The organism is Microcoleus sp. PH2017_35_SFW_U_B, from assembly GCF_020737865.1.
GTDB lineage: Bacteria > Cyanobacteriota > Cyanobacteriia > Cyanobacteriales > Microcoleaceae > Microcoleus.
Genome location: NZ_JAEQDE010000039.1, coordinates 1 through 12,728, shown reverse-complemented (window position 1 = coordinate 12,728; position 12,728 = coordinate 1). Strand labels below are relative to the sequence as shown.

General features: G+C 45.8%; 6 protein-coding genes and 1 pseudogene. 5 read left to right on the top strand and 2 right to left on the bottom strand.

The annotated features are described in order from the left end of the window. Positions 1-563 precede the first annotated feature (563 nt). The 4 genes and pseudogenes from polA to JGK36_RS10585 all read left to right on the top strand — a co-directional run. Positions 564-3,729, top strand: a pseudogene (polA, locus tag JGK36_RS10600) (DNA polymerase I); the annotation flags it as partial. A gap of 13 nt (positions 3,730-3,742) precedes the next feature. Then, entirely contained in the window at positions 3,743-4,315 is a 573-nt protein-coding gene (locus JGK36_RS10595) for a thermonuclease family protein (RefSeq protein WP_293196850.1), read from the top strand. A 1,017-nt stretch (positions 4,316-5,332) separates the two neighbouring features. Next, the gene (locus tag JGK36_RS10590; RefSeq protein ID WP_293177321.1) at positions 5,333-5,857 is read left to right on the top strand and encodes a hypothetical protein; all 525 of its coding nucleotides are present in this window, start codon (positions 5,333-5,335) and stop codon (positions 5,855-5,857) included. A 684-nt stretch (positions 5,858-6,541) separates the two neighbouring features. Beyond that, on the top strand, positions 6,542-8,263 hold the full coding sequence (locus tag JGK36_RS10585; RefSeq protein ID WP_293177324.1) for an ATP-binding protein: 1,722 nt from the start codon (positions 6,542-6,544) through the stop codon (positions 8,261-8,263). Between the two features lie 528 nt (positions 8,264-8,791). Here the strand turns inward: JGK36_RS10585 and JGK36_RS10580 are convergent. Further along, positions 8,792-8,998, bottom strand: a complete 207-nt coding sequence (locus JGK36_RS10580; RefSeq protein ID WP_293190438.1) for a type II toxin-antitoxin system Phd/YefM family antitoxin — start codon at positions 8,996-8,998, stop codon at positions 8,792-8,794. 302 nt (positions 8,999-9,300) lie between these two features. Between JGK36_RS10580 and clpB the strand changes: the two genes are divergently transcribed. Continuing rightward, on the top strand, positions 9,301-11,916 hold the full coding sequence (gene clpB / locus JGK36_RS10575; RefSeq protein WP_293190437.1) for an ATP-dependent chaperone ClpB: 2,616 nt from the start codon (positions 9,301-9,303) through the stop codon (positions 11,914-11,916). A gap of 327 nt (positions 11,917-12,243) precedes the next feature. Here the strand turns inward: clpB and JGK36_RS10570 are convergent, their stop codons facing one another. Continuing rightward, positions 12,244-12,411, bottom strand: coding sequence for a hypothetical protein (locus JGK36_RS10570; RefSeq protein ID WP_293200914.1), 168 nt, complete (start codon positions 12,409-12,411; stop codon positions 12,244-12,246). Positions 12,412-12,728 lie beyond the last annotated feature (317 nt).

Genomic DNA, 12,728 nt, shown 5'->3' with positions numbered 1-12,728 from the left:
ATGAATAGTCTGATTTTAATTTCTCCCTCAAAGCGAGAGACTTTCAATTAATTCTTTCTGGTAAATTTGCGATCGTACTTAACTACCAGCCGGGAAGTCTAAGGGTATATTCAGAGGGGGATGAATCTCAATTGCTGCGCGAAGTACCCCCGAATGAATTACCGCGCTTGATGAAAGGCTCGTCGGATGGAGGAACGGAAGCCGACAATTATTCTTGTACACCCCTTGATGAAGAGGAAATACTCTGATACTATATTAGTCAAGTGGGGGTGGAACTACCTCACTATAAAAAGCCTTTGAAAAAAAGGAAAAAGAAGCCTGCGGTCTAACTGTACCCAGTTGACCGCCAGGTTCGTTCACTATCTTCTACCATTCTCAGCCAAGCTGCACATTAAGCCGATCGAGCGATTTGAGATTTGAGATTTTGGATTTGAGATTTTAGATTTGGAAAGTAGTTATGATATAAGGGTTTCGAGCTTTTTTAACGTTGCGTTCGGTTTTAAAAAAGGTATGACAACTGGGTAGAATGGAAAAATAGTTTCGGGCGATCGCCATCTGTGTCAGTGTCGGAAAATCAACCTCCCACCTTCATCCTAGTTGACGGCCACTCCCTGGCCTTTCGTTCCTACTTCGCCTTTGCCAAAAGTCGAGACGGAGGCTTGCGAACTACCACAGGCATTCCCACCAGCGTCTGTTTTGGCTTTCTCAAGTCGCTGCTGGAAGTTATGGCCGCCCACGATCCCCAGTACATGGCGATCGCCTTTGACCTCGCCACGCCCACTTTTCGCCACGAAGCAGACGAAACCTACAAAGCCGGTCGTGCCGAAACCCCCGAAGATTTTATCCCCGATCTCAAAAACCTGCAAGAACTCCTGGGCTATCTCAATTTACCAGCAGTCACTGCTCCGGGCTACGAAGCCGACGATGTTTTGGGAACTTTGGCGAACAAAGCCAGCGCCGCGGGTTATGCGGTTAAAATCCTGACGGGCGATCGAGATTTGTTTCAATTAGTAGAAACCGAGAAACACATCAGCGTATTGTACTTGAGCACGGATGAACTCAGGCGATCGGGCAAAGGCAAATCCCAAGAATACGGCCCGGAAGCAGTCAAAGAAAAACTCGGAATTATACCAGCACAAGTAATAGATTACAAAGCCCTCTGCGGCGACAAATCCGACAACATTCCCGGAGTCAAAGGCATCGGCGACAAAACCGCCCTGCAATTGTTGGAAGCTTACAATTCCCTCGACGGCATCTATGCTGCGATCGACGAGATTAAAGGCGCAACTAAGAAAAAGTTGGAAGAAGGGAAAGAAGCTGCCTATCATTCTCAGCGCATGGCGACAATTATTCAAGAAGTTCCCTTAGAAATCAACTTAGAAGATTGTCAGCTTAAAGGTTTTGACGAAGCAGCATTGATTCCGATGCTGGAAAAGTTAGAATTTAAAACATTTTTAACCAAAGTCAAACAAATTCAAAAGCGTTTTGGCGGCGCAGAAGAGCCATTGACAGACAGTGGAACAGGCATCTTGCCTGTTGCTGAGAGTGGAACAGGCATCTTGCCTGTTGCTGAGAGTGGAACAGGCATCTTGCCTGCCTGTTGCTGAGAGTGGAACAGGCATCTTGCCTGTTGCTGAGAGTGGAACAGGCATCTTGCCTGTTGCTGAGAGTGGAACAGGCATCTTGCCTGTTGCTTCGGGCGGGCAAGATGCCCACCCCACAATCAATTCATCTGAAGATGAAGCATTAGCTTTCTACAGTCTTGAAGAAACCCTAGCCGCTCAACAAGCAAACCAATTACCCATCAAACCGCGAATCATTCAAACAATAGAACAGTTAAACGAATTAATTCAACTCCTACAAACCCACACCGATAAAGCCTCGCCCGTGGCGTGGGATACCGAAACCACCGCCTTAGAACCGCGAGATGCCGAATTAGTCGGAATTGGCTGCTGTTGGGGAACCGGAGAACAAGATTTAGCTTACATTCCCACGGGACACAAAACCGGCACAAACTTGGACAAAGCCACGGTTTTAAATGCTTTGCGTCCGATTTTGGAAAGCGAGAATTATCCCAAGGCGCTGCAAAATGCTAAATTCGATCGCCTAATATTGCGCTGTCAAGGAATCAAACTCGCCGCCGTCGTCTTCGACACCATGCTAGCCAGTTACGTACTCAACCCAGAAACCAGCCACAGTCTCAGCGAACTCTCAAGGAAATACTTAGTCGATTCAGAAGAAAATCACAGTGTCAGCGAACCATTAAGGGAATACTTACGCCATAATCCCAAAAGTTACAATCAATTAGTACCTAAAGGCAAAACAATTGCTGACATCAGCATTCCGAAAGTAGCTGGCTACTGCGGCATGGATGTTCACACTACATTTCAATTAGTAGGTAAACTTAGAGCCGAATTGGATAAAGCGGATAAAAATGCGCCATCTGAAAATTCTCTGCATCGATTGCTGCTGGAAGTAGAACAGCCCCTCGAACCTGTTTTAGCCGAAATGGAATACTGCGGAATTCGCATTGATTCAGCTTATCTCAATACCTTATCCCAAGAGCTAGAAATAAAATTAGCCAAACTCGAAGAAAATACCTATGAGGCTGCGGGAAGAAAGTTTAATTTAGGTTCACCGAAACAACTCAGCGAAATCTTGTTAGAAAAAATCCCCGAACAGTTTCAGAAAAAGTCTCGCAAAACCAAAACGGGATACTCTACAGACGCCGCTGTTTTGGATAAATTGCAAGGAGACCACCCGATTGTAGACGATTTATTAGAACACCGAACATTATCCAAATTAAAATCAACTTACGTCGATGCTTTGCCGCAGTTGGTGCGTGCGGATACCGGGCGAGTGCATACAGATTTCAACCAAGCTGCAACGGGTACGGGCCGACTTTCTTCTTCCAATCCCAATTTACAAAATATTCCGATCCGCACCGAGTTTTCGCGGCAAATTCGCAAGGCTTTCTTACCTGAGTCTGGTTGGCTGATGGTGTCGGCTGACTATTCTCAAATTGAACTGCGAATTTTGGCTCATTTGAGTCAAGAACCTGTGTTAATCGAAGCTTACAACAATAACCGAGATGTGCATACTCTGACGGCTCAACTGCTGTTTGAAAAGGAGGATGTCACGCCGGATGAACGGCGGTTTGGGAAAACGATTAATTTTGGGGTAATTTATGGTATGGGGGCGATCAAGTTTGGTCGTTCGATGGGCAAATCTTCCGCAGACGGTAAAAAGTTTATTGAACGATTCAACCAGCGTTACAGTAAAGTCTTTGAATTCTTGGAAAAAGTAAAAAAAGAGGCGATCGCCCTAGGCTACGTTTCCACTATACTAGGCCGCCGCCGCTACCTCAACTTCGAGAGCGACACAATCCGCAGGTTAAAAGGCAGCAACCCGGAAGACATTCACTCCGATAGACTTAAATCTCTCAGCAGAGATGACGCCCAATCTTTGCGCGCCGCAGCAAACGCTCCCATTCAAGGCTCAAGTGCTGATATCATTAAACTTGCCATGATTGAGGTAGACAAAATTTTGCAAAACTATCAGGCGCGGCTGCTGCTGCAAGTTCACGATGAATTAATATTTGAAGTCCCTCCCGATGAATGGGAAGAATTGCAGCCAAAAATTAGAACGGCGATGGAAAATGCTCTGCCGCTTAGCGTACCCCTGATAGTTGACATCCACGCGGGGCAAAATTGGATGGAAACTAAATAAAAAAAAGAAAAATATGACCCAAAATAAAATTTCCCTTTCCCCTACAATCACCAGCTTGAGCGCAGTTGCTCTGCTTTTCCTACTCTCCGGCTGTCCGCAAAAGCTACCGCCCAACAATTATGCTGTCAAACGAATCAGCGACGGCGATACTCTTGTCGCCAGCGATGCCGCCGGCAAAGATATTAAAGTGCGTTTTGCGTGCGTAGATGCACCAGAAATTGCTCACACTAACGCCGAAAAAAATAGCAAAAAAGCAGCAGAGAAAAATCAGTTCAAGTGGGGCAATCTAGCCGAGCAAAGAATGCAGCAGCTCGTCAAAGAAGGGGGCGGTCGCATCGTTTTGACAGTCACCGATACTGACCGCTACGGCCGCAAAATTAGCGAAGTTCGCTTACCAAATGGCACATTTGCTCAAGAAGTTTTGCTGCGCGAAGGATTAGCAATGGTTTACACTCCATACTTAAAAAACTGTCCGAGTGCAACTGTTGTGCAACAAGCGGAAGCCGAAGCCAAGAAAAATCGCCGCGGTATTTGGGGAGATTCTAAGTTTGTGCCAGCTTGGGATTTTCGGCACAGCGATAAATGAAGGAAGAAGGAAGAAGGAAGAAGGAAGAAGGAAGAAGGAAGAAGGAAGTAAATGTAGGGTGCGTCGCCACGAACAACTCTCGTTGCTATTGAGAGATCTCATAGCGACGCACCCTACCACTTATAACTTCCACAAGTTTGTGGGATGGGCGTCCCGCCCGCCCTTTTTGGACGGGCGGGACGCCCATCCCACAATAATAATTAAAATTGTAAATTATTTAATTCGCTATCCTAAGGAAGTAAATATAGGGTGCGTCGCCACGAACAACTCTCGTTGCTATTGAGAGATCTCTGATAGCGACGCACCCTACCACTTATAACGGGGAAGAATAACCCGGATTTGGTATTATAGGGTAAATGATGTACTCAATCAAACTTCAAAAGCTTAGCAATACAGGTTTCGGTGTACCCAAATTTTTTGAAAAAGGCGATCGCAAAAAATCAACCTATGTGTATATTGACATCAGCAAAATTATGTTGTTGATGTGGTATCTGCGAAGCTTTATCAGACATTTGAGAAACCAGGTTTCTAGACACCGATGCGGAGCATCCTAATTTAGTACAATACAACGAGGATGAGGTTCTGCTCGTAGTGTCCGCAATCTGTGGAATTTGGGCAATAGCTGATATCAAATCCGCCCTTCATCGTCCTGTATTCATCTCTCTTATCTCCCTCTGTGTTCTCTGTGTTCTCTGCGGTTAAATCATTCCGATGCAACCGGAAACGATATGACGGCAGATTCATCCAAGGTCAGACATGAGTTCGAGGGGAGCATCTCACTTTCGCAAAAAGCATTTTTTTTACAGTGCTGTCCTCGAAGAGCGTGCTTTACAAAGCTTTGCTGTGCTCCCGACAGCACTACAAATGCAAAACCCAGATGTACCCAGTTCGATCGCATTTTTAGGCGACTTTTTTTTGGGAAAAGTCAACAAATGTGATAGGCTCCAGATAAATCAATAGACTGCCACGAAAAGCGGTCTATTGCAATCACCCAGAAATTAGTTTGAGGGGACATCAATGAATATCAAACATCTGACTATCTCCGGGATTGCACTGCTGCTGGGTACTGCAATCGTAGGAAATGCTATTGCTCAAGAACTAACCAACGAGCAAAAAACTGTTACTTGTCGCTTGAAAACAGAAGTTGACCAGCGTTCAAGCAACGGTCAAAAATTGGTGTTTTGGCCATTGATAGGCACTGTTCGCAAACAAGTTTCATCTCCTTTTAGAGCAACGCTGCATCCAGATATTGAGTATGTTTTTGTAGCCACTTGCGACGGAAATTGCCAGGATTTAAACCTAACCCTCAAGGATGTCAACACTGGCCAAGAAATCGGTACGAGTCAAAAGACGGGCGAACTGGTATCAATCTCTTTTACTCCGCCATCCCAAGGGGAATATCAAATCACTGCCAAGCCTGGCGAATGTACGAAGGAAGAGGGTTGCAGTTTTGGTATGGGAATCTTCGTTCCTGCCTCTGCTACCGTACCTAATGCTTCAAAACTTCCTGCTGAATTAGCACAATTTCGACTTTGCCAGTAGAAGAATAGCGATAAGTTGGGGATCATCTCATTTTGGCAAAAAGCTTTTTTTGTTGTAGTGCGAGCTTAAGAGCTCGCTTGGTTTTAACAGCAAGCGAGCGGGGACAGCACTACAAACTCCAAACTGAGATGCTCCCATAAGTTGATAAGTTGTGAGTTGCGAGTAGAGTAGAGGCTTGAATCGCCAATCAAATTTATAACTCGCAACTTATCACTCGCTACTTATAGCGGTTCTCCTAAATATGAGTTATGCCAAATTCTGATACGATCGCCCTGAGAGCACACACGGAGAGCGTCTTTACCGGACAGAAGCCTCAGGCAGCCTATAGGAAAGGAACTATCGCTTACCTTTTTCCCCATTACCAATTACCTTTTTCTCAATTACCCTTTACCATAAGCGTGCCAGATCTATCTGAGAAAGGCTATATATAGCAACCGCCCGACGGTGAGGACGTTCCTAATGTCTTAAACCCTGGCTTTTATTGCTTCTTGCTTCTGCCTTCTTGCTTGTGCCATAATTTTTTAACCATAACTCCCCCAAACTGTAAAGCAGGTCGAGGTGTGGAACCCTGCAAAGACCCCATAACTGCCGAAAATTGGCCCTTTGCCAGAACTTTATTTACCCTCAGGCAGGCATCAATTAGAATAATAGATAATGCCCCTCAGGGTGACGAGTATATTGCCCATGTCTTCAACCTTAGCCTCGAACAATCAATCCCAGAACAATTCTCAAATAGGTTTTAAAAGTCTGTTGGGCCGCTTGGGTATCAGGCAAAAAATCGGGTGCGGATACGCCTTGGTCATTGGTATTGCCATTTTGGGCGCCGCCGGGGGACGGGGAGTAGAGTCATATCACAAACAGCAAGTGAGAGAAAAACTCGCGATCGACCGAGATAAAGCCGAAATCCTCACCAATCTGAATAATAGCGCCCAGGAAGTCAGAATTCACCAGCAATCACTGCTGAATCTGACGGGACAACCGCAAATTTTCGATCGCGAACGATCGGACTTTTTGACTCGCGTTGCTCAGATGAGCGGACAGCTAGAACAACTGCAAAGCCAATCGCCGTCGGCTTCTGCCGATGTTACAAAAGATTACCAAGAGATTCAAGAGTTCGCCAAAGCCCACAGCAAAACCGTAGAAGCTTACTTCCAACAAGTCCAGAAACTGCTGGGGAATGCCAAGTTATCTGGTTTGAATCCGCAGCAGCGGCAGGTATTCCAGCGGAATTTGAATAATTTTGCCACGGGGAACAACGCTTTTAAACTCGAACAGTTTTCGCAAGATTCAGCCAAACTGGCTGGCACTTTTCGAGACAAAGCAGACGAGGCATTTAGAACCTACGAGAAAGCTGAACAACTCGGAACTCTGATTCTGCTTGGTTCTCTGTTGGCATCAGCGATTATCGCCACCTTACTGGCAATATACACCAGCAGGGCGATCGCCCGACCACTACAAGCCGCCACCTTCATCGCTCAGCGAGTGTCAGAAGAATCGAACTTTGACCTGCAAGTACCCGTTACCACCTCCGACGAAGTAGGAATGCTGGCAATTTCGATCAACGAACTGATCCAAAGAGTCGCGGAATACACGGAAGACTTGCAAGAAGCAAAAATAGCAGCCGAAGCTGCCAACCGCTCGAAAAGTGCATTTCTCGCCAACATGAGCCACGAACTCCGCACCCCCCTAAACGCCATCATCAACTACAGCGAAATGCTGCAAGAAGATGCTCAAGATTCCGGCTCCGAAGACTTTCTCCCCGACTTAGAAAAAATTCAAACCGCAGGCAAACATTTGCTCGACATGATCAGCGATATCCTCGATATTTCTAAAATAGAAGCAGGTCATGTGACGCTTTATTTGGAACACTTCGATGTGGCGACGATGATTGAAGAAGTGATGACTACGGCTCAACCGCTAGTAGAGAAAAAAGGCAATGCTTTAAGGCTGCAAGCAAAAGGCGAACTCGGCATGATGTACGCCGACCAACCGAAAGTCCGGCAAATTCTCCTCAATTTGCTCAGCAATGCTGCCAAATTTACCGAAAAAGGCGTCATTACTATCGAGATAGAAAAAGTTAAAAATGAAAATCCAAAACCTAAGAAAAGGAATAAAAATAAAAATAATGCTGTTAATTCGGGTTCAAACTACAGTTCTCAATTTTTAATTTTTCGAGTCAGCGATACTGGGATTGGGATGACAGACGAACAATTAGAGCAGATATTTAAACCTTTTACTCAAGCTGATCCTTCGACTACTAAGAAGTACGGCGGGACGGGTTTGGGATTGACAATTAGCCAGCGTTTGTGTCAAATTTTGGGTGGCGAAATTAGCGTTGAAAGTGAGAACGGGAAAGGTTCAGTTTTTATTGTCAGTCTCCCGGAACGGGTGGTGATGCAGGCATGAAAACAGTTGACAGTTGGCAGTTGGCAGTTGGCAGTTGGCAGTTGGGGAGCATCTCACGCAAGGCGAATATATCCGTAGGGGCGAAGCATGACCGCAGAAAATATGGGATTATAACTAATAACTTATATGCGGTCATGCTTCTTCAGGCTTCAAAAACCAGATGCACCCGGCCGTAGGGTGCGTCGCCATCAACAATCCCTACAAAGATCAACAATCTCCGAGCGACGCACCTGACAAAATTAATCAGCAGTCATTAGTTGTTGTTATACACTGGAAAAATGGGCAAGTACAGAAACCGCCATATCGGGCGCGGACATCAATAGCTTGATGAATCGATCCCCGAACCCTATAGCATAAATGGAATAAGAATTAAATAACTTACAATTTTAATTATTGTGGGATGGGCGGGACGCCCGTTCTTTATAGACGGGCGTCCCGCCCATCCCACAAGCTTGTGTAAATTATTTAATTCGCGATCCTAAGTGTAATGAATCAGGCGCGAAGCTGATTTTGACACGGATACACGGATTAATTATTGAGTAATCCTAACATTTTCTTCACTTCGGCTAAAGGCATATAAGGCTGATTTGCATTTTCTTCTTTTGCCACCCTCAAATCAATCAAATCTTCTATATCAGCAATTAATTCTTGCAGTGCTTCAAATTTTTCATAAAGAATCACGGCAAATTCTTTTTTGCCGTTTTTGGTGATAAATTCAGGATGTAATGGAATCATCTATATTTCGTCTCGGCGTTGAAATGTAAATAGTTTTTATATATTTGAGGACTTGAGTCCTCTGATTTTAGGCGGACTAAAGTCCTCACTACAAACCTGCGGATTAAAGTCCTCACTACAAACCTGCGGACTAAAGTCCTCACTACAAATCTATGCTGAAACACAGGGCGGAAATACCTATCTCAATATACGGGAACACCGATCGCCCGATCGCCCTTAACTCTCTACAATGACAACTATACGGGCAATCGAGCCATTGCCTTGACAGCAGTCATGTTTTTGAATTCAGGGAATTAAAATTTATGCAACCAAATAATCCGAACCAATTTACAGAAAAAGCCTGGGAAGCCCTAGCCCGCACTCCAGAAGTGGTCAAAACAGCCCAGCAGCAGCAGCTAGAAAGCGAACACTTGATGAAGGCGTTGCTGGAACAAGAATCGGGACTCGCTAGCAGCTTGTTTAACAAGGCGAAAGTGTCTGTAGCAAAATTGCGCGATCGCACTGATGAGTTTATCAGCCGCCAGCCCAAAATCTCTGGAAGCGGCGGCAATGTTTATCTCGGCCGTTCCCTGGACAGCCTGCTAGACAGGGCTGAAGCTTATCGCAAAGAGTACGGTGATGAATTTATCTCGATCGAGCATTTGATCCTGGGTTACGTTAAGGACGATCGCTTTGGCAAAAATCTACTGCAAGAATTTAAACTAGATGAAGCCAAGCTTAAAGACATCATCGCCCAAGTCCGGGGGAACAACAAAGTGACAGACCAAAATCCAGAAGGCAAATATGAAGCGCTGGAAAAATACGGCCGAGATTTGACAGAAGCCGCGCGTCAAGGCAAACTCGATCCGGTAATCGGACGAGATGACGAAATCCGCCGCACGATTCAAATTTTGAGCCGCCGCACCAAGAACAACCCCGTACTGATTGGGGAACCGGGAGTTGGCAAAACTGCGATCGCCGAAGGACTCGCCCAACGAATTATTACCGGAGATGTGCCGCAATCTCTCAAAGACAGACAATTAATTAGCTTAGATATGGGCGCGTTAATTGCCGGTGCAAAATTCCGGGGAGAATTTGAAGAACGGTTGAAAGCCGTGCTCAAAGAAGTTATGGATAGCAACGGCAAAGTCATCCTATTTATAGATGAAATTCACACCGTTGTCGGCGCTGGCGCCAGCCAAGGATCGATGGATGCTGGCAATTTGCTCAAACCGATGTTGGCGAGGGGCGAATTGCGCTGTATCGGCGCTACAACTCTCGACGAATACCGCAAGTATCTCGAAAAAGATGCGGCCTTAGAACGCCGTTTTCAACAAGTTTATGTCGATCAGCCGACAGTTGAAGATACTATTTCGATTTTGCGGGGTTTGAAGGAACGGTACGAAGTTCATCACGGCGTTAAAATTTCCGACAATGCGTTAGTGGCGGCGGCTACTTTGTCAACTCGATATATTAGCGATCGCTTCCTTCCCGACAAAGCCATTGATTTAATGGACGAAGCGGCGGCTAAACTCAAAATGGAGATTACTTCCAAGCCGGAAGAACTAGACGAAATCGATCGCAAGGTTTTGCAGCTAGAAATGGAAAGACTGTCGCTGCAAAAAGAAAGCAATGCTGCATCGATCGACCGTTTAGAAAGACTGGAAAAAGACTTAGCAAATCTCAAGGAACAGCAAAGCGGTTTGAACGCACAATGGCAATCGGAAAAAAGTGTCATCGACAGCATTCAAAAGATTAAAGAACAGATTGATAAGGTTAATATTGAAATTCAACAAGCTGAGTTAAAATACGACCTTAACCGCGCTGCTGAGTTGAAATATAGCAAATTAACCGAGTTGCAAAAAAAACTGGAAGAAGCGGAAGCTAAACTGACAGCAAGTCAAATTACAGGTAAAACTCTGCTGCGGGAAGAAGTCACCGAATCTGATATTGCCGAGATTATTTCTAAGTGGACGGGAATTCCGATTAGCAAGTTAGTTGAATCGGAAATGCAGAAACTTTTGCACTTGGAAGATGAACTGCACAAGCGGGTAATTGGGCAGGATGAAGCGGTGACGGCGGTTGCAGATGCAATTCAACGATCGCGCGCGGGATTGTCCGATCCCAACCGCCCGGTGGCGAGTTTCATCTTCCTCGGCCCCACGGGCGTTGGTAAAACCGAGTTGGCGAAAGCATTAGCATCATACCTGTTTGACACCGAAGAGGCGATCGTCCGCATTGATATGTCGGAATACATGGAGAAACACGCAGTTTCGCGCTTAATTGGTGCGCCTCCGGGATACGTCGGCTACGACGAAGGTGGACAATTAACTGAGGCTGTGCGCCGCCGTCCGTATTCGGTAATTCTATTCGATGAAATCGAGAAAGCGCACCCGGATGTCTTCAATATCATGCTGCAAATTCTGGATGACGGCCGCGTTACGGATGCTCAAGGTCACACGGTTGACTTTAAGAATTCTGTGATTATTATGACATCGAATGTCGGCTCTCAATACATTTTAGATGTGGCGGGAGATGAGGAACAAATGCGGAGTCGGGTGATGGAGGCGATGCGGGCTACTTTCCGCCCGGAATTCTTGAACCGGATTGATGAGATGATTATCTTCCACGGTTTGAGTAAGGCCCAATTGCGGCAGATTGTGCTGTTGCAAGTTAAGCGGTTGGAAAAACGTTTAGCCGATCGCAAAATGTCTCTGAAATTGTCGGAATCTGCGATCGACTTCTTAGCCGAAATCGGTTACGATCCGGTGTACGGTGCGCGCCCATTGAAGCGTGGAATCCAGCGCGAATTGGAAACGCAAATGGCGAAGGGTATTTTGCGGGGAGATTTTGTTGACGGCGATACCATTTTTGTCGATATCGAGAATGAAAGGTTGGCGTTTAAGCGGCTACCGGCGCAGTTGGTGACTGCGAAATAATCTTAGTAGGGTGGGCTGCGGCTCACCTTATTTTTTTTGCCGCAGATGTAGGCTGATAGACGCGGATGGACGCGGATAGGATTGGGCGCGATCGCGCTTAAGTGCGATCGCTTCTAGATTCATCCTTTTTCAACTCTTGACGCTCTCGAACAGATTTAGTCAGCAGGTACGTTGCCAAACTGCTAACGCTTTTTATGGGCGGGCTAGAAGCCCACCCCACAAGAAATAATTTTTATTGTGGAACAGGCCGGAAAGCCTGTTGCGATGTGAGTTTAACCGCCACTAAAGCCATTCGTTGCACTCCTAAACATCTCAAAACAGTCCACCTTACGCAGTGCGATCGCTTCTAGATTCTTCCTTTTTCTGCTCTTGGCGATCTCTGACAGCTTTAGCTGCCACATGGGAAAGCAGGTTTGCGAGGGTTCTATCTTCCTCTTCGGCCCATTCAGAAAGGGCTTGATGAACGTCTTCTGGCAGTGTAACTGTGACTCGCATTCGTGAAGGCATTGGCTGGCATGGTTTTACTTCAACTGTCTTCAATTTTACACTCTCACGTCATTAGATAATTTTTGTGTCATTTTATGTTAAAAACATCTATTTATGCTATTAGTGTAATAGGGTTCAGACCCTAAAACGTCAGAAGCCAGCCCCTCACTGTCCAAGGTTCCGGGCTGGCTCTGGCTCCAAAAATATCAATGGAGACGAGTTCTATGTTGACCAAAGAGCGAGACGCAAGCCCCTGGCTTTAGACATGGGGATAAGTCGGTAGCGGTTTCAACCGCCTTCTGTATTTAACAAAGCTTAATAAAGAA